The organism is Pseudomonas sp. PDM27, assembly GCF_019219205.1.
GTDB lineage: Bacteria > Pseudomonadota > Gammaproteobacteria > Pseudomonadales > Pseudomonadaceae > Aquipseudomonas > Aquipseudomonas laurylsulfatiphila.
This window is the reverse complement of record NZ_JAHUWF010000001.1, coordinates 331,094-349,901: the sequence shown is the minus strand read 5'-3', so window position 1 is coordinate 349,901 and position 18,808 is coordinate 331,094. Positions and strand designations below refer to the sequence as shown.

The 18,808-nt window shown below is 62.6% G+C and carries 15 protein-coding genes; 6 read left to right on the top strand and 9 right to left on the bottom strand.

Annotated elements, in window-relative coordinates:
• The first annotated feature begins 147 nt into the window (after window positions 1-147).
• From lexA to KW838_RS01655, 4 genes are read left to right on the top strand one after another with little or no spacing between them, the layout of a single operon-like run.
• On the top strand, window positions 148-765 hold the full coding sequence (lexA, locus tag KW838_RS01670) for a transcriptional repressor LexA (RefSeq protein WP_102699697.1): 618 nt from the start codon (window positions 148-150) through the stop codon (window positions 763-765).
• On the top strand, window positions 765-1,382 hold the full coding sequence (imuA, locus tag KW838_RS01665) for a translesion DNA synthesis-associated protein ImuA (protein ID WP_007973327.1): 618 nt from the start codon (window positions 765-767) through the stop codon (window positions 1,380-1,382). Before lexA ends, imuA begins: the two co-directional genes overlap by 1 nt.
• A 7-nt stretch (window positions 1,383-1,389) precedes the next feature.
• Window positions 1,390-2,805 carry a DNA polymerase Y family protein gene (locus KW838_RS01660; RefSeq protein ID WP_218500134.1) on the top strand — a complete coding sequence of 472 codons (1,416 nt, stop codon included), beginning with the start codon at window positions 1,390-1,392 and terminating at the stop codon, window positions 2,803-2,805.
• Window positions 2,781-5,879 (top strand): error-prone DNA polymerase, encoded by a 3,099-nt coding sequence (locus KW838_RS01655; protein ID WP_218500133.1) that lies wholly within the window; start codon window positions 2,781-2,783, stop codon window positions 5,877-5,879. The genes KW838_RS01660 and KW838_RS01655 overlap by 25 nt, the downstream gene beginning before the upstream one ends.
• Before the next feature lies 1 nt (window position 5,880).
• Here the strand turns inward: KW838_RS01655 and KW838_RS01650 are convergent, their stop codons facing one another.
• The 8 genes from KW838_RS01650 to KW838_RS01615 all read right to left on the bottom strand — a co-directional run bounded on the left by KW838_RS01650 (window position 5,881) and on the right by KW838_RS01615 (window position 14,458).
• Window positions 5,881-6,837, bottom strand: coding sequence for an alpha/beta fold hydrolase (locus tag KW838_RS01650; RefSeq protein ID WP_218500132.1), 957 nt, complete (start codon window positions 6,835-6,837; stop codon window positions 5,881-5,883).
• Between the two features lie 237 nt (window positions 6,838-7,074).
• Complete coding sequence (locus KW838_RS01645; RefSeq protein WP_007973324.1) at window positions 7,075-7,737, bottom strand: flavin reductase family protein; 663 nt, start codon at window positions 7,735-7,737, stop codon at window positions 7,075-7,077.
• A gap of 12 nt (window positions 7,738-7,749) precedes the next feature.
• Window positions 7,750-9,237: an amidohydrolase family protein gene (locus KW838_RS01640; RefSeq protein ID WP_218500131.1), complete on the bottom strand. Its 1,488-nt coding sequence runs from the start codon at window positions 9,235-9,237 to the stop codon at window positions 7,750-7,752.
• Window positions 9,234-10,430, bottom strand: coding sequence for an amidohydrolase family protein (locus tag KW838_RS01635; RefSeq protein WP_218500130.1), 1,197 nt, complete (start codon window positions 10,428-10,430; stop codon window positions 9,234-9,236). Before KW838_RS01635 ends, KW838_RS01640 begins: the two co-directional genes overlap by 4 nt.
• Before the next feature lie 139 nt (window positions 10,431-10,569).
• Window positions 10,570-11,652: an extracellular solute-binding protein gene (locus KW838_RS01630; protein ID WP_218500129.1), complete on the bottom strand. Its 1,083-nt coding sequence runs from the start codon at window positions 11,650-11,652 to the stop codon at window positions 10,570-10,572.
• A 16-nt stretch (window positions 11,653-11,668) separates the two neighbouring features.
• Window positions 11,669-12,457 (bottom strand): ABC transporter permease, encoded by a 789-nt coding sequence (locus KW838_RS01625; RefSeq protein WP_007973320.1) that lies wholly within the window; start codon window positions 12,455-12,457, stop codon window positions 11,669-11,671.
• The gene (locus KW838_RS01620; protein WP_015094870.1) at window positions 12,454-13,371 is read right to left on the bottom strand and encodes an ABC transporter permease; all 918 of its coding nucleotides are present in this window, start codon (window positions 13,369-13,371) and stop codon (window positions 12,454-12,456) included. The genes KW838_RS01625 and KW838_RS01620 overlap by 4 nt, the downstream gene beginning before the upstream one ends.
• 1 nt (window position 13,372) lies before the next feature.
• Complete coding sequence (locus KW838_RS01615) at window positions 13,373-14,458, bottom strand: ABC transporter ATP-binding protein (protein ID WP_007973315.1); 1,086 nt, start codon at window positions 14,456-14,458, stop codon at window positions 13,373-13,375.
• Between the two features lie 140 nt (window positions 14,459-14,598).
• Here KW838_RS01615 and KW838_RS01610 point away from each other — a divergent pair, with 140 nt between their 5' ends.
• Both KW838_RS01610 and KW838_RS01605 read left to right on the top strand, forming a co-directional pair.
• Window positions 14,599-15,288, top strand: a complete 690-nt coding sequence (locus KW838_RS01610) for a GntR family transcriptional regulator (protein WP_007973313.1) — start codon at window positions 14,599-14,601, stop codon at window positions 15,286-15,288.
• 226 nt (window positions 15,289-15,514) lie between these two features.
• On the top strand, window positions 15,515-17,626 hold the full coding sequence (locus KW838_RS01605; RefSeq protein WP_218500128.1) for a PAS domain-containing sensor histidine kinase: 2,112 nt from the start codon (window positions 15,515-15,517) through the stop codon (window positions 17,624-17,626).
• A 657-nt stretch (window positions 17,627-18,283) separates the two neighbouring features.
• On the opposite strand, the gene KW838_RS01600 is transcribed toward KW838_RS01605, so the two are convergent.
• Window positions 18,284-18,805 carry a DUF4142 domain-containing protein gene (locus tag KW838_RS01600; protein WP_218500127.1) on the bottom strand — a complete coding sequence of 174 codons (522 nt, stop codon included), beginning with the start codon at window positions 18,803-18,805 and terminating at the stop codon, window positions 18,284-18,286.
• Between the last annotated feature and the right edge of the window lie 3 nt (window positions 18,806-18,808).

Below are 18,808 nucleotides of genomic sequence, written 5' to 3'. Positions count from 1 at the left end.
GGGAGCGAGCTTGCTCGCGATGAGGCTCGGTCAGTCGATACACATGTTGAATGAAAGACCATCGCGAGCAAGCTCGCTCCCACAGGTCACTGGTCCTGCCACCAGATGATTGACGGTTCTTGCCAGGTAAAAGCCAAAAGAGTACAAATGTACTCCATGACGACTCTGACTCCCCGCCGTACCGCCATCCTGACCTTCATCCGCGATCGCATCGCCGAGCACGGTCAGCCTCCGAGCCTCGCCGAGATCAGCGAGGCGTTCGGTTTCGCCTCCCGCAGTGTGGCGCGCAAGCATGTGCTGGCGCTGACCGAAGCCGGGTTTATCGAGGTCAACCCGCATCAGGCCCGGGGCATTCGCCTGCTCGGGCAGCCACCGCGTCCCGAGTTGCTGGACATCCCGGTGCTTGGTCGGGTGGCGGCCGGTGCGCCGATCGGGGTCGATGCGCAAATCCATAGCCGCTTGCTGCTCGATCCGTCGCTCTTCTCGCGGGTGCCGGACTACATGTTGCGGGTGCGCGGTGATTCGATGATCGAGGACGGTATTCTCGACGGCGATCTGGTGGGCGTGCACCGCAACCCCGAGGCGCTCAACGGTCAGATCGTCGTGGCGCGGCTCGACGGTGAAGTCACCATCAAGCGCTTCGAGCGGGTCGGCGATGTGGTTCGCCTGCTGCCGCGCAACCCGGCCTACCAGCCGATCATTGTGCACGCCGATCAGGACCTGGCCATCGAAGGCGTGTTCTGTGGCCTGGTGAGGCAAGGCTGATGGGTGCCGTCGTTGCGCTGGATACGCTGTTCAATGGCGGCCAGGTCTGGAGGGGCCGGCCTGCGCCGCCGGCCGCCAGCCCGCAACCTACCGGGCATGCCGCGCTGGACGCGGCATTGCCCAGCGGCGGCTGGCCGGAGGCGGCGCTGACGGAAATCCTGCTGGCCGGGCAGGGCGTGGGCGAGTTGCAACTGGTGTGGCCGACGCTGGCACGGCTGTCGGCGGCGGGCGAACGCATTGTGCTGGTGGCGCCACCTTATGTGCCGTATCCCCAGGCGTGGCAGGGCGCCGGGGTCGATCTGCGTCAGTTGTCGATCATCCGGGCCAGCGAGCGCGATGCGCTGTGGGCCGCGGAACAATGCCTGCGTTCGGGCAGTTGCGGCGCGGTGCTGTGCTGGCCGCACAAGGCCGACGACCGTGCCTTGCGCCGCTTGCAGGTGGCGGCGGAAACCGGCCAGACCCTGGCCTTCGCCTATCGTCCCCTCAGTGAAGCGATCAACCCTTCGCCGGCGGCCCTGCGCATCGCCATCGATGCCCGGCCGGCACAGCTACGCGTGCTCAAGTGCCGCGGCGGCCTGGCCCGTTCGGCGCCGATTGCCTTCGCCGTGGGGCATTGAGGTTGCCATGCGCTGGGTCTGCATTGTTTTCCCGCAACTGGCGCTGGACGCGGCATTGCGTCAGCGCGCCGATCCTGATGAACCCCTGGCGTTGCTGACCGGCCCGGCCCAGCGCCGGGTGCTGCAGGCCGTCAACGCTGCGGCGCGGGCGCTGGGTTTGCGTCCCGGCCAGTCCATGAGCGCGGCACAGGCCTTGAGCAAGGGGTTTGCCACGGCTGAATACGACGTCGGTGAAATCGAGCGCTGGCAGCAGTTTCTCGCCGCCTGGGCCTATCGCTTCAGTTCCCAGGTCAGCGTGCATTACCCCCGGGCCGTGGTGTTCGAGATCGAATCCAGCCTCGGCCTGTTCGGCGCCTGGCCGCAATTCGAAGCGCTTTTGCGCCGTGAGCTCGGCGAACTGGGGTTTCGGCACCGCATCGTGGCCGCGCCCAACCCGGTGGCGGCGCGGGTGCTGGCCAATGCCTATGACGGCCTGGTGGTACCGGATGATCAAGCCTTGCAGCATCACCTGGGGCAGATGCCCGTCGACCGGATCGGCCTCGAAGCACAGGTTGCCACGGCCTTGTCGCGCATGGGCCTGCGCACCTTGAGCCAGGTGCAGGCGTTGCCCCGGCAGAGCCTGGCCCGGCGTTTCGAGGCCCAGGTGCTCAAGCATCTGGATGCCCTGTCGGGTGTGCGGCGGCTGGCGCTGGCGTTTTACCTGCCACCGGACCGCTTCGATGTGCGTATCGAGCTCAATTTCGATGTGCAGTCCCATCAAGCCCTGCTGTTTCCGTTGCGCCGGTTGACGGGCGACCTGTCGGCGTTCCTGTGCGGTCGCGACAGCGGCGTACAGCGTTTCGACCTGCATCTGGAGCACGCCGGGTTGCCCGATACGCTGATCAAGGTCGGCCTGCTCAGCGCCGAGCGTGATCCGGCGATGCTCTTCGAACTGGCCCGGGGGCGGCTGGAGCACGTCCAGGTCGAGGCGCCGGTGCGCGGCTTTCGCTTGTGTGCCGAGGATTTGCCGACCTTCGTGCCCCAGCATCAGGAACTGTTCGACGATCGCCCGCAGCAGTCCTTGCCCTGGGAGCAACTGCGCGAACGCCTGCGGGCACGGCTGGGGGATGACGCGGTGCATGGCCTGCGCTTCCAGGCCGATCACCGCCCCGAGTGCGCGTGGCAGGCCAGTGCCGACAGCCAGCCTTGCGCAGCGCTGGGCGCCGTGAAGCGGCCGGGCTGGCTGCTGACCGAGCCGCTGGCCGTGCACCAGGGCTCGGCGCGCATCCTCATGGGGCCGGAGCGTATCGAGTCCGGCTGGTGGGACGGTGACGACGTACGCCGCGACTATTACCTGATCGAAACCCGTGCCGGCCAACAGGGCTGGGCCTACCGGGCGGTCGGCGAGGACGGCCCGTTGTGGTTGCAGGGCTGGTTCGCATGAGCCGCGACTATGCCGAATTGCACTGCCTGTCGAACTTCAGTTTCCAGCGCGGTGCCTCCAGTGCCCTCGAGCTGTTCCAGCGCGCGAAAAAACAGGGTTACCACGCCCTGGCGATCACCGACGAATGCACCCTGGCGGGCATCGTTCGTGCCTGGCAAGCGGCGAAGTCCGTGGAGTTGCCGCTGATCATCGGCAGTGAAATACGCATCGAGAACGGTCCGAAACTGGTGCTGCTGGTGGAGAGCCTCGAGGGCTATCAGGCGCTGTGCCGATTGATCACCCGCGCCCGGCGCCGCACGCACAAAGGCCAGTATCAGGTGCTGCGCGAAGACTTCGGCGAACCGTTGCCGGGGCTATTGGCGTTGTGGGTGCCGGACGCTGTCGATGCCTTTGCACAGGGCCATTGGCTCAAGCAGGTCTTCGGCGAACGCCTGTGGCTGGCGGTGCAGTTGCATCGCGGTCAGGACGATGGGCAACGCCTGAACGATTTGCTCACACTGGCTCGGGAACTGCGAATTCCAGCCGTGGCCAGTGGCGATGTGCACATGCACGCACGCGGGCGCCGGGCCTTGCAGGACACCATGACCGCGATCCGTCACCACCTGCCGGTGGCCGATGCCGGGTTGCGCCTGCACCCCAACGGTGAGCGCCATCTGCGCAGTCTCGACGTACTGCAGGCGCTTTACCCGCCAGGCTTGCTGGCGCAAACGCTGGTCATTGCCCGGCGCTGCACCTTCGACCTCGGCCAGCTGCGTTATCAATACCCTCGCGAGCTGGTGCCGCAAGGGCACTCGGCCACCTCGTGGCTGCGTCATTTGACCGAGGAAGGCATCGAGTGGCGCTGGCCAAAAGGGCCGAAAAACGAAGTGTTGGTGCAGATCGATAAAGAGCTGCAACTGATCGCGGAACTGGGCTATGAAAGTTATTTCCTGACGGTCCACGACATCGTCCGCTTTGCCCGCCAACAACAGATTCTTTGTCAGGGTCGTGGTTCTGCCGCCAACTCGGCAGTGTGCTTCGCTCTGGGGATCACCGAAATCGATCCGGATCGCACCACGTTGTTGTTCGAGCGCTTTCTGTCCAGGGAACGTAACGAACCGCCGGACATCGACGTCGATTTCGAACATGAACGCCGCGAAGAAGTCTTGCAGTATGTGTTCCAGCGTTATGGCCGGGCCCGTGCCGCGCTGACGGCGGTGGTCAGCACTTACCACGCCGCCGGTGCGGTACGGGATGTGGCCAAGGCATTGGGCTTGCCGCCGGACCAGATCAACGCCCTGGCCGAATGCTGCGGTCACTGGAGCGATGAAACGCCCCCCGTTGAACGCCTGCGTGAAAGTGGCTTTGACCCGCAGAGTCCGGTGCTGCACCGGGTGCTGAGCCTGACGGGGCAGTTGATCGGCTTCCCCCGGCATTTGTCCCAGCACCCCGGCGGTTTCGTGATTTCCGAGCAGCCGCTGGACAGTCTGGTGCCGGTGGAAAACGCCGCCATGGCCGAGCGCACGATCATCCAGTGGGACAAGGATGACCTCGACGCGGTGGGCCTGCTCAAGGTCGATATCCTGGCCCTGGGCATGCTCAGCGCGATTCGTCGATGTTTCGATCTGCTGCGCCGGCACCGGGGCCTGGACCTGAGCCTGGCGACCATCCCGCCCGAGGATGCGGCCACCTACGAAATGATTGGTCGGGCCGACACCATCGGCGTGTTCCAGATCGAGTCCCGGGCGCAGATGTCGATGTTGCCGAGGCTCAGGCCCAAGACGTTTTACGACCTGGTGATCGAGGTCGCCATCGTTCGGCCGGGACCGATCCAGGGCGGCATGGTGCACCCGTACCTGCGGCGACGGAACAAGGAAGAGCCGGAGGCGTATCCGTCGCCGGAACTGGAAGTGGTGCTCAAGCGCACCCTTGGCGTGCCGCTGTTTCAGGAGCAGGTGATGCAGATCGCCATCGTCGCCGCCGACTACAGCCCCGGCGAGGCCGATCAGCTACGCCGCTCCATGGCCGCCTGGAAACGCCACGGCGGGCTCGAACCGCACAAGGAGCGGCTGGCCGCCGGCATGAAGAAAAACGGCTACACCGCCGAGTTCGCCGCGCAGATCTTCGAGCAGATCAAGGGCTTTGGCAGCTACGGTTTTCCCGAGTCCCACGCCGCCAGCTTTGCCTTGCTGACTTACGCCAGTTGCTGGTTGAAATGCCACGAGCCGGCGGCCTTCGCCTGTGCGCTGATCAACAGCTGGCCGATGGGGTTCTACAGCCCGGACCAGATTCTGCAGGACGTTCGGCGTCATCATTTGCAGGTTCGCCCGGTGGACGTGCGCGCCAGTGACTGGGACTGCAGCCTGGAGCCGATCAGCGGTGCGCAACCGGCGATTCGCTTGGGGTTACGCATGATCAAGGGCTTTCGCGAGGACGATGCCCGACGCATCGAAGTGGCCCGTTCGCAAGGCGCGTTCGCCGACATCGCCGACCTCGGCGAGCGGGCGCGACTCGATGCCCGCGCCCAGGAGCAACTGGCCGATGCCGGTGCGTTGCGTGGCCTGGCCGGCGACCGGCACCGGGCGCGCTGGGAAGTGGCCGGGGTACAAAAACAGCTGGGGTTGTTTGCCGGCCTGCCGAGCCAGGAAGAGGACGCGGTGGCGCTGCCAAAACCCACCGTGGGCGAGGACCTGCAGGCCGATTACGTCAGTGTCGGCACCACTCTCGGGCCGCATCCGCTGGCCCTGTTGCGGGGTGAGTTGAAGGCGCGGCGCTGCCGCAGTTCGAAAGAATTGCTGGACGTCGAGCACGGTCGGCCGGTCAGTGTTGCCGGTCTGGTCACCGGCCGGCAACGCCCGGCCACCGCCAGCGGCGTGACTTTCGTCACCCTCGAGGACGAGTTCGGCAACGTCAACGTGGTGGTGTGGCGCGACCTGGCCGAGCGCCAGCGCCAGGTGCTGGTCGGCTCGCAGCTGCTCAAGGTCGATGGGCGCTGGGAGAAGGAGGGCGAGGTCCGGCATCTGATAGCCGGACGCTTGAGTGACCTGAGTGCATTGCTCGATGGCATCACTGTGCGTAGCCGGGACTTTCATTGAGTCACAGGGCTTCAGGGCGTCGAGTGTCGGCAGCAAAGTCGGTGAGTAGCTGCCCTGTTGCCACAGGGCGTTCGATCATGGGCAAGTGGTTGCAACCTTCAAGGGTGACAGCCTGTCCGCCCCGACCATCGGGCAGACCGTTTTGCAGGGTCTCCAGGGCGGAGATATCGATCACCTTATCCTCGCGGCAGCCGATGCCAAGTACCGGCATGGTGAGCTGCGCCAGCCGAGGGTCCAGCGCGAGCCATTGGGACGGTGGACGGATCTGCGCCAGGGAAGACTCGATAAAGCTGCGCTGGCGCCGATTGCCTGCAATCGCATTCTCCACTTCCTGATCAGACATTTCGGGAGGATCGAGATAGACAAGTCGGGCAGTGCGTTCGACGCCGGCACGGTCATCGTAGATAAACGGGTTGTCACCTGCATTCAACGCCCGGATGAAATCGTTTTCGACAAAGCTCAATCCCAGCGGGCTGATCAGCACCAGGCGCGCAATGCGCTCCGGCCTCTGGGCGGCAAACACTCCGGCAATGGCACCCCCCATGGAGTGGCCGACCAGATTGATTTCACGCAGGTCGAGCGCAAGCAGAAAATCATTGAGCCGTGCGGCTTGTGCATCGATGTCGTAATTTTCACCTGCAAGGCGCGTTGACTCGCCCCAGCCGGGAAGGTCGGGAATGATCACATGAAAGCGTGCGCCGAGGTCCTCACCCAGCGTGCGCCAGACATTCTTGTTTGAAGAAAAGCCATGTACAAGCAACAGTACCGGACCGTTTTTTGCGCTCTCGTAGTACGACCAGGTCGTGTCACCTGCCAGGATCGACCTGGTCTTCAAGGGAAAATCTGTCCGGGGAGTTGCCTGGGCGGTGCCCAGGACTGCGAGCGTGGTAGCGGCGACTATTGCGCTGAGCAGGCGGGTGAGTCGCCGACTTCGTGTCTGATGGCGAAGGGCATCCATGTCTTTGAGATCCTGATGACGGGTGAGCTGAGAAGCAAGAGGGAGGATTTGAAGGGGGATGGGGTACGGCGGCAATACTGGCACCTGAAAAATGTACAACCTCGAATTTCAACCGCAACCTTTGTAGGAGCTGCCGAAGGCTGCGATCTTTTGATCTTCAGCGGTCTTGGAGCCGCCAGAAATCAAGATCAAAAGATCGCAGCCTTCGGCAGCTCCTACATGGAATGTATGCAGAAATTATTTGGCCAGTGGCCAAAACCGCTCGCCACCGCCCGGGGCATCCGTCCACGCCTGTAACGAGCGCGTCGGCAAATCGAAGTAATCCCGCGTGCGCGCATAGCCATGCCCGCCCATGCGTCCGATCGCATCAAGCCCCAACTGATCGATGTACAGGGTTTTCGGGTCGATCAGTTCGTCACGCACATGCGCCATCAACACCTCCCCAAAGATGATCTCCCGGGATTGGCCGATGGACAGCGCCATCATCCGCCGGCACTCCAGCGCCACCGGGGCTTCGCCGATGCGCGGGCATTTGACCGTGGTGCCGGGGATGGCGGTGAGGCCGGCGGCGGTCAGTTCGTCGAAGCCGGGGGCGAAGGGCACGGCACAGACGTTCATGGCCTCCACCAGCGCGTCGCTGACGATGTTCACGGTGAATTCCTGATTGAGCTGGATATTGCGGGTGGTGTCCTTGGGGCTTTGGTCGCCGTAGTTTTCCACGCCAAGGGCGAGGATGGGCGGATCGGCCGACAGCGCATTGAAAAAGCTGAACGGCGCCGCGTTGATCCGGCCTTCGCCGTCGACGGTGGTGACCAGGGCAATCGGTCGTGGCACGACGCTGCCGATCAGAATCTTGTATTTGTCCCGTGGACTCAGTGTGCTGAAGTCAAAGCTTTGCATAGGCAGAATTCCCTAAAGGAGAGGCTCGATCGCGCTCAGTGGCGTCTGTGCGCTGTAGTCGTCGGCGAACGGGATGGCCGGCTGGAACAGGCTTTTCCAGTCCGGTTGGCCGAAGGCCCGGTCGCTGTGGCTGCGCATCAGTTTTTCGAATTGGCGTTGGGCCTGGCGTTGCAGGGCGGGGTAGTCGACGCCCTCGACCTGGCCGTCCTGCATCACGCAGCGGCCATCGATGTAGCTGGCGATGCAGTCGTCGCCGCGACCGGCCAGTACAAGATTTTTCAGCGGGTCGAACAAAGGCCCCAGGTGCATTCCGCGCAGGTTGAACACGCTGATGTCGGCCTTGCACCCCGGTGCCAGTCGTCCGAGATCGTCGCGGCCCAGGGCCCTGGCGCCGCCGAGGGTCGCGGCGTTGTACATATCCAGTGTGCTGGTCAGCGAGTTGCCGCCCTCCATCAGTCGGGCGATGTTCAGGCCCTGGCGCATGTTGTCGAGCAAGTCCGCCGGCCAGGTGTCGGTACCGAGGGCGAAGTTGACGCCCTTGGCGCGATAGCGGCCAAACGAACTCAATGCCTCGCCGTCCCGGGCAAACACCACCGGGCAATGCACCAGGCTCGCGCCGCCATCCACCACACGTTGCAGGTCCTCATCGCCGTGGGTGTAAATACCGTGGGGCAGCAGGCTGCGCGGGTTCAGCAGCCCGAGTTGCTGCAACCAGCCCAGCGGCGAGGTGCCGCGCAGTTGCTCGACCATCGCCACTTCACCGAGGCCCTGACAACAGTGCAGGCGCATCGGTGCGTTCAGTTCCCGGCTCAGCGCGGCGGTGCGTTGCAGCAGCGCCGGGGTGCAGGTCTGGATGCGATCGGGCAACAGTGCACCACGAATCAGGCCGTTGTGCGCGCCGTCGAAATCCCGGAAAAACCGTTCAGCGGCCTCGAGGCCGGCCATGCCCCGGGCTTCGTCCCAGTGGTGCGCCAGGCTGCCATCGGCCCGCCAGTAACTCATGCCGCTCATGTAGCAGGGGCCCAGGTAAGTGCGCAGCCCCAACTCGGTCGCCACGCCGGCGACCGCCGCGAACTCGTCGTAGGTCTCGGCCCACTCGCGGTAATACATCGAGGTGATCGGCATGGCCGTGGTGATGCCGTTGCGGATCAGTTGCGTGAAGGCATAGCGGTATTTGAAGACTTCTTCTTCGGGGCTGTAACTTTCCCGCGATCCGCGCGCCAGATACTGCGCCGACCACATCCGACCCATGTTGCGCTCGTCGCCGTTGTCCAGGGTCAGTACCGTGGAATCAAGATCGCCAAGGGCATCCAGATCGATGAAACCGGGGCCGATCAGCGCGTTGCCGTAATCGATCCACTGATCCACCGGGCCCGGAAAACCGCGCCCGACAAACTCGATGCGCGAGCCTTCGAACACCACTTCGCCGTCGCGCCACAGTACATGCTGCGTGCCGTCGAAGCCGACCACGCAACTGGCCCGCAAGCCGATGCGCTTCACAGACGGCTTTCCAGCAAACGACCGCCTGCCGCGATCAAACGACCCGCGCGATAGACTTGACGCGGTGGTCGCGAAACCACCGCCTCACCCAACGTTTGCACGGGCATCAGCAGGAAGTCCGCTGGCTGGCCGATCTCCAGGCGATTGGCTGCGCAACCCAGCGCCTGGGCGCCGTTGACAGTTGCCGCGTCGAACGCCGCCGCCAGTTCTTCGTCCTTGTTCAAATCGAAACGGAACGCCAGCAGCATCGCGCGCTCCAGCATGTCGCCGTTGCCCATGGGTGACCAGGCATCACGAATGCCGTCAGAGCCCAAACATACATTTACGCCGGTTTCGCGCAGGGCCAGGAACGGCGGCACCGCGCAATCGGCCGGGGCCGAACTCATCAGCGAAATTCCCAGTGTCGCCAGGCGCTCGGCCACCGGTTTGACCTGGCTCCACGGCAGCATGCCGAGGCAGTAGGCATGGCTGATCATCACCCGGCCTTGGCGGCCGAAGCGCTCGGTGTAGTCGGCGATGAGCGCGATCTGCCACAGGCCCAGTTCGCCCTTGTCGTGCAGGTGAATGTCGACGCCACGGTCGAATTCGCTGGCCAGCTTGAAGACGAAATCCAGTTGGGCAATCGGGTCGTTGTCGATGCCGCACGGGTCCAGGCCACCGACGTTCTCCACGCCCAGAGCCATGGCTTCGCGCATCAGTTCGGCGGTGCCGGGGCGGCTGATCAGCCCGGTTTGCGGGAACACCACCAGTTGCAGGTCGATCAGGTCGCGGTATTGTTCGCGCAGTTGCTGCATGGCCTCGACATGCCGCAGGCCGAATTCCGGGTCGATGTCGACGTGGCAACGCATGGTCAGCGAGCCGCGGGCGATGCAGTTTTCCAGCAGGGCGCCGGCCCGTTGCGCAATCGGTGTGGTGACTTCACGCAGGATGCACCGTTCGTTGGCGATGTAGTCCTTGAGGGTCGGACCGGCGCTGTTGGGGCGCCAGGGCTGGCCCCAGAGGGTTTTGTCCAGGTGGACGTGGCTTTCCACCAGGGCGGGGGTGAGCAACTGGTTCTGGCCGTCGATGTCGGTGGCGGACAGGGCCTCGTTCGAAGCCGGACGGCGTTGGGTGAACCGGCCGTTTTCGATCAGCAGGTCTTCGGCGGGGGAGCCGTAGGGGTGCACGTTGCGCAGCCAGCGGGGTTGATTCATTGCAAACCTCAATTTTATGGTGTCTGGGCGGGCCTCATCGCGAGCAAGCTCGCTCCCACAGTGGATCTTCGGCGTTCACAAAATCCCTGTGGGAGCGAGCTTGCTCGCGATGGCCGCGACTCGGTTTCAAGTCAAACAATCAGCCCTTGAGCTTCGCCCAGATCCTGTCCTGCAGCTCCCGCGCCTTGTTGCTGCATTCCTTTTCAGGACGCAGGCGCGAGGCGAATTCGTCGGGCATGTTGATGGCATCCATCACCCGCCATTTGGCGTCGATCAGCTTGTCGCTCTGGATGCCGTTGGCGTAGGCGATGGCGTTGGACACGGCGGCGGCGTTTTCCGGTTTCATCATCCAGTCGATGAAAATCTTCGCGTTGCCGGGGTGTGGCGCGCTCTTGGGGACGGCGAAGTTGTCCTGGAACATCGCCAGGCCTTCCTTCGGATACACGTACTTGATGGTGCTCTTCTGCAGGGTGGCGCGGGCAGTGGAGCCGTTCCAGTTCTGCATCATGATCACTTCACCGGAGGCCATGCGGTCGACGGTGTTGTCCGAGCTGTACATCTTCAGGAAGGGTTTCTGTTTTTGCAGCAGTTCGAGGATGCGCTTGGCGTCCTGCGGGTTTTCGCTGCATTCGTCGACATTCAGGTAGTGGCTGGCGGCGTTGATCACGCTGCTGGAGGTGTCGAGGGCCGCGAGCTGGCCTTGCAGTTCCTTGCGTGGCTCGAAGAACTCTTTCCACGAGTCGTCGAGCTTGCCGCCGGGCACCCGGGCGCTGTCATAGGAGAACCCGGTGGTGCCCCACAGGTACGGTGCCGAGAACTTGCGGCCCGGGTCGAAACTCGGGTCGCGGAATGCCGGCTTGACGTACTGGAAGTTGGGCAGGGCCGAGGCGTCGATTTCCAGCAGCAGGTCCTGGTTGATCAACGTGCGCATGATCGATTGCGACGGCACGATCACGTCGTACGCCGCGCCGCCGGCCTGCAATTTGGCCAGCAGGGTTTCGTTGCTGTCGTAGCCGTCCATGGTGACCTTGATGCCGGTCTCCTTTTCGAACTTGGCCAGCAGGTCGACCGGGTAGTAATCGGTCCAGTTGTAGAAGAACAGCTCCTTGGGCTCTGCGACCTGGGCGCTGGACGCAGCGAACGCGGTGAAGCAACTCAAGGCCAGACCGGCAACGGCGAAACTGGCAGCAGCAAAACGGGGGCTTTTCACTTTCTTGCTCATAAAGAAGTCTCCAGGCTCATTGTTGTTTGCCGCGCTGTCCCAGCCAGAAGGCCAGCACCACCAGCACGATGGATATCACCAGCATCAGGGTCGAAATCGCATTGATCTCCGGCGTCACGCCGGCCTTGATCGCCGAGAAGATGTACACCGGCAAGGTGGTCGAACCCGGCCCCGCGACGAAGAAGGTCATGATGAAATCGTCGAGGCTGACCACGAACGCCAGCACCGAACCGGACAGCACCGCCGGCCACAGCAGCGGCAAGGTCACCCGGCGAAACACCTGCCAGGGGTTGGCGTACAGGTCGTTCGCCGCTTCCAGCAGGCTCTTGTCCAGGTCATTGAGCCGCGCCCGGATCGGCAGGTAGGCAAAGGGGATGCAAAAACCGATGTGGGCGATGATCACCGTCAGCAGGCCGAGCTTGATTCCCAGCGCCATGAACAGCAGCAGGGTGGCGACGGCCGTGACGATCTCCGGCAGGATCAGCGGCAGGTTGATCCCGCCTTCGACCATTTTCTGTCCGTAGAACGGCCGGTACGTCGCCAGCGCCGCGAGCAGGGCAATCGCCGTGGCGCAGACCGTGGCGATGCTGGCGACGATGATCGAGTTCAACGCCGCGGTCTGGATCGACGGGTTGGCCAGGATGCGTCCGTACCAGGCGAACGAGAACTCGGTCCACACCGTCGCCGAACGGTTGGCGTTGAAGCTGTAGGCGATCAGCACGAAGATCGGCAGGTACAGATAGGCCAGCATCAACAGGCTGACTTCACGGGTCAGCGGCAGTTTCTTCAGGTGCAGGGCAATCATGCTTGGGCTCCTGGGCGTTGGGTCTTGGCGGCATTGCGGCTATAGAGGGCGTAGAGCACCAGGGACAGCAACATGATCCCCAGCAGCAGGAACGACAGCGAACTGCCCAGCGGCCAGTTGCGTGCGGTGCCGAACTGCTGCTGGATCAGGTTGCCGATCATCAGCGTCTTGCCACCGCCGAGGATCGCCGGGGTAATGAAGGCACCCAGGCTCGGCACGAACACCAGCAAGGCACCGGCAATCACCCCTGGCATCGACAGCGGCAAGATGATCCGCCGCAACGCATGCCAGCGGTTGGCGCCCAGGTCGTAGGCGGCCTCCACCAGACGCCAGTCGAGTTTCTCCAGGGTCGAGTAGATCGGCAGGATCATGAACGGCAGGAAGCTGTAGACCAGGCCGACGCTGACCGCAAAATCGTTGTAGAGCAGGGTGATGCCGCCGGCCTGGGGGAACAGCGCGTTGAGGCTCTGGGCGACCCAGCCGTGTTCGCGCAGGATGATCAGCCACGCATAGTTGCGGATCAGCAGGTTGGTCCAGAACGGGATGGTGATCAGCAACACCATCAGGTTGCGCCGGCGCGGCGTCAGGCTCGACATCCACAACGCCACCGGGAAGCCGAACAGGAAGCACAGGACCGTGGTGCCACCGGCCTGGAACACCGAGCGCAACAACGCCTGGGCGTAGACCCAGTTGAGCTCCAGTTCGCCGTCGAAACCTTCCTGGAAGAACAGCTGCACATAACTTTGCAATTGCCAGTCGGCCTGCCAGTCGACGCCGCCATAGACGTTGCGCGGCAACAGGCTGATGTAGCCCATGATGCCCAGCGGAATGGCGATCAGGGCCAGCAGGGTCAGGACGACCGGGCTGAGCAACAGCGCGCGGTTGAGGGCCGGGGAAGTGCTGCTGACGCTCATCTCAGGCCTCCATCAGCAGGCAGGCGTGGGGCGGCAGGTTGACCGCGACGCGATCGCCCACCACCCGCCCGTGGCTCAGGCCTTCGTTGTTCTCGCGCAGCATGACCTTGATGTCGTTGTTCAAGCGGCACTGATAGAGCGTGGCCGTGCCGACGTACAGCACGGCCTCGATCACGCCGCGCAGGTGATGGGGCTGCGACGGCTCGACCAGTTGCGAACGCTCGGGGCGGAACGCCAGTTGCACCTTGCTGCCGTCAAAGCCCTGGGCCGGGCAGGGGATTTCCACGGGCATGCCGTTGGGCACGAAGAGCTTTTCGTTCTGCTGGCCACGCTTGAGATGCCCGGGGAGGAAGTTGATGTCGCCGATGAATTGCGCGACGAACTGGTGCTGCGGACGCTCGTAGATCTCGTTGGGCGTGCCGATTTGCAGGATCTTGCCGGCGGACATCACGGCGATGCGATCGGACAGGGTCAGCGCTTCTTCCTGATCGTGGGTGACGAAAATGAAGGTGATCCCGGCTTCTTTTTGCACGCGCTTGAGTTCGACCTGCATTTCCTTGCGCAGCTTGAGGTCCAGCGCCGACAGCGGCTCATCGAGCAACAGTACTTTCGGTTTCGGCGCCAGGGCCCGGGCCAGAGCCACCCGTTGCTGTTGGCCGCCGGACAGTTCGGCCGGTTTGCGTCTGGCCAGGTGCTGCATTTGCACCAGCGCGAGCATTTCCTCGACCCGCTGCGGGATCAGTTTGCGATCAAGGCCCTGCATCTCGAGGCCGAAGGCGATATTCTGCGCAACACTCATGTGCGGAAACAGCGCGTAACTCTGGAACACCGTGTTGACCCGACGCTTGAACGGCGGCAAATCGTTGACCGGCTCGCCCGCGAGGCGGATCTCACCGTCGCTGACGTGTTCGAAGCCGGCAATGGTGCGCAGCAGGGTGGTCTTGCCACAGCCGGAGGGGCCGAGCAGGGTGAAGAATTCGTTGTCGGCGATGTCGACAGAAACATTGTCCAGGGCTGGTGCCAGCCCAGGGTCGTCGGAATATCGCTTTGAGACGTTTCGCACTTCAATTGCAACTGGATGACCCATAATGGTGCATTCCTCTAATTATTGTATGCAAAATCTGGATGCAATTTAGAAATACCCGGATTAACCTGCTCGTGCAAGCCCCTTTTTCAAAGGCTGATCATTCGCCAGGGGCGTTTGCACAGGGCGCAAGGAGTTGATGAATGACGGAAAAGAAACTGGAAACCACGGTCGACCGCGTCTACCAAGGGGTTTACGAGGCGATCAGCAAGCGCTCGTTGCGTCCGGGGATGAAGCTGGGCGAAGCCTCGCTGGCCGAGCTGTTCAACGTCAGCCGTACGTCTGTGCGGGCTGCGCTCAAGCAGTTGGAGGCGGATGGGTTGGTCACCACCGAGCCCAATAAAGGTGCATCGGTGTCATTGCCCAGTGACGAGGAGATCCGCTCGCTGTTCGAAACCCGGCGCCTGGTCGAGATCGGTATCGTCAGTGAACTGTGCCGTCGCCGGGATACGGCGGTGACCCAGGATCTGCGTGATCACCTGCTGTTGGAAGATGAAGCGCATCAAAGCGGTGATCACGAACGGCTGATTCACCTGCTCGGCGAGTTCCACATCAAACTGGCCCGCAGCCTGAACAATCCGGTATTGCTCGACTGGTTCCAGAAGCTGATTTCCCGGGCCTCGCTGTATGCCGCCGCGCTCGATGACGACAGCCACGAAGCCTGCCGTGACGATGAACACCTGCGGTTGATCGAGTACATCGAAGCGGGCAACCAGAGCGCGGCCATCGAGCTGACCTGCATGCATTTGAATGGCATCGAGAAGGCCATTCTGGATGTCGCGGCTACCCTGAAAAGCAGCTACAACCCGCTTAAGCATTTGATTGAGGTGTAGTGCACGGTCTCTCGGTTACTGAGGACCAAATTGTGGGAGCGGGCTTGCTCGCGAAAGCGGCGTATCAGCAGACGAATATGTTGAATGACACACCGCTTTCGCGAGCAAGCCCGCTCCCACAGGGGATCTCCGGTAGCCCGCCAGAATCAGCTATACCTCTATGAAACGAATCACGTGCAGCATGCTCGAAACAAACGGGTGCCATTTACCGGGATAGAGCCAGCCGATGCAGTTTCTAGCGGATAGCCACGGGTGTGCCGGGTGGAACGGCGAAATGGCCGGGCGCATTCGTGCGTTCGACTGGAGCCAGACCGAGCTTGGCCCGCTCGACTCATGGTCCAGGAGCCTGAGCAGCGCGGTGCAGTTGATGCTCGCCTCGCCGCTGCCGATGGTGATGCTCTGGGGCCAGTCCGGGTACATGATCTATAACGACGCTTATTCCAAGTTTGCCGGTGGGCGTCATCCGTACCTGCTCGGCTCCGCTGTGGAACTGGGTTGGCCCGAGGTCGCCGAATTCAATCGCCACGTGGTCGACACCTGCCTGGCGGGCGGCACCTTGTCCTTTCGCAACAAGGAACTGGTGCTGCTGCGCGACGGGGTTCCGGAAGATGTCTGGATGGACCTCTACTACAGCCCGGTAGCCGACGATGACGGACGCCCGGCCGGGGTCATGGCCATGGTGGTGGAAACCACGGAGCGGGTGATCTCCGAACATCGGCGACAGGCGGCTGAAGACGCCTACCGCGCCGACAACGAACGGGTGCGCCTGGCGCTGAACGCCGGTGCATTGCTCGGCTCCTTTGTCTGGGACATCAAGGCCAACGTGCTGTCGGGCGATGAGCGTTTCGCCCGCACGTTTTCCTATCCCCTCGGGCAAGACCTGGAAAACCTGTCCCAGGAAATCGCAGAAAGCCGCATCCATCCAGATGACCGCAGCTGGGTCCGGGAACGGGTCAGATTGTCGGTGGAGACGGGCGAGCCCTACAACGTCGAATACCGGATCCTGCGCCCCGACGGCAGTTACCTCTGGGTGCTCGCCAGTGGCTGTTGCGAGTTCAATGAACAGAGCGAGGCGTTTCGTTTCCCCGGCGTGCTGATCGACATCCACGAACGCAAGACCGCCGAAGAGTCCCTGCTCAAGTTCACCCGCAACCTGGAGCAGCGGGTGGCCGATGAGGTCGAGGCACGGCTGGCGGCGGAAGATCAATTGCGCCAGTCACAGAAGCTGGAAGCCATCGGCGGCCTTACTGGCGGTGTGGCCCATGACTTCAATAACCTGCTGCAAGTGATCGCCGGCAACCTGCACTTGCTGGCGCGCCATGAGCGGGGTAACGCCAATGTGCAGCGCCGGGTCTCGGCGTCGATTGCCGCCGTCGAGCGCGGCGCCAAGCTGTCCTCGCAATTGCTGGCGTTCGCCCGCCGTCAACCGTTGTCGCCCGCGGTCTTCACATTGCGGCAGATTTTCGATGGCCTGGCGGAGTTGTTGCTGCGTGCCCTGGGTGAAACCCTTCAGGTTCACATGACGGCCCCCGAGGATTCCTGGAATGTGTTTGTTGATCGCAACCAACTGGAAAACGCCATTCTCAATCTGGCGATCAATGCCCGTGACGCCCTTCAAGGTGAGGGCAGGATTGACCTGTGCGCGGAAAACCTCGTCCTCGATCACAAGTTTTGCGCCGGTAGGGGCATTGCCCCGGGGGATTATGTGCGGGTGTCCGTGACGGATACCGGCGTCGGCATGCCGCCACAGGTGCTGGCTCAGGTGTTCGAGCCATTCTTCACCACCAAGGCCGACGGACAGGGCACCGGATTGGGCTTGAGCATGGTGTTTGGCTTCGTCAAGCAGAGTGGCGGTCATATCGAAATCGCCAGTGACGTGGGACGGGGGACCCGGGTGCAGTTGTACTTTCCGCGCACCTTGCGCGCGGTACCCAGTGAAACGCCGGGCCCCGATATGCCGCAACGGGGCGGGCACGAACGCATCCTGGTGGTCGAGGACAATGAGGCTGTGAGAGTGTCGGCGGTGGAGTTGTTGGGTGAGGAGGGTTATCAAGTCCTCACGGCTACCAACGCAGACGTCGCCATGCAAATGTTGCTGGAAGGGGTGACGGTGGACCTGATATTCACCGACGTGGTCATGCCCGGCCTGATCAAGAGTTCGGACCTGGCGGCCTGGGCGAAAGTGCAGGAGCCGCCGGTGGCGGTGCTGTTCACTTCGGGGCATACCCGCGACATTATCTCGCGCAATCACCAGCTGAGTCCGGATACTCATTTGCTCAGCAAACCCTACAGTCCTGAAGCGTTGACGCAAATGGTGCGGACAGTTCTTGGTGGCTGACACAATTCCCTGTGGGGGCGAGCCTTTTTTGACTGTGTACATATCCGTTGCTGCGGTAACGGCGGCTTATGGTTTCGCCCTTACGGCGAGTCACTTTTAACAAACGCCTTAAAAGTAACCAAAAGCGCTCGCCCCTTACGTACGGCCCCTCGCTGAGGCTCGGGGTTCCTTCGTTCCGGTATTCATCCGGGGGCATTGCCCTCCGGTCGGCTTCGCTTCGACCTACATGCAATGAGTTCGACTGCGTCGAACGGCGCTGCGCGCCCATCCCCGGATGAACACCTCCGCTCAGCCTGCCGAGGGGGCGGGTGGATCAAGATCAAGAGCGGCAGGCGAGCTAACGCTCGGCCTGTTGAGTGGTGGGTTGTACACGGGCGGCCTTATGGCTGACTTATCTCTTTCGACTAAACACATTCCCCCCTGTAGGAGCTGCCGAAGGCTGCGATCTTTTGATCTTGATCTTCCGCCCCCTTCGACATGGTCAAAAATCAAAATCAAAAGATCGCAGCCTTCGGCAGCTCCTACAGGGAGTACCAGGTCGGCCGGTAGGCACCTGTGGGCTTGCCCGCGAAGGTGGAGTGTCAGGCAGCAATGGTGTTGGATGTTTCCTCGCTTTCATGAGCAAATCAGCTTCCACAAGGTGCATGGATGGCACAGTTACTTGCTCGGATGGGCGGCCTGGAGTTTTTTCGCCATTTTCAGGTGTTTTTCCAGCGCCGGCAGCATTTTTTGCGCAAAGCCCTTGAGCTCGGTGGCGCCCTTGACCCGGTCGTCCGTCACCGTATTGGCTTCCTTCTTGAACAGTTCGATGGTTTCTTCATGGGCCTTGACCTGGTTGTCGGCATAGGCCGCGTCGAAGGATTCGTCGCGCATGTCGAGGATTTTTTCCTTGGCTTGTTTGGTCAGCGTTGTGCTGTCCGGCACTTCGATGTCGAATTTTTTCGCCAGGGCGGCCAGTTCATCGTTGGCCTTGGAATGATCGGTAATCATCATCTTGGCGAATTTCTTGACGTCGGCTGATGCACTTTTTTCCAGGGCCAGCCGGCTGGTCTCGACTTCGGCGATGCCGCCGGCGGCCGCTTTGTCGACAAAGTCATTGGAAGTGGCAGCCAGGGCACTGCCCATGCAGCTGCTCATTGCGATAACCAGGGCCAGGTGACGCACGATGAGTGAGTCCATTGG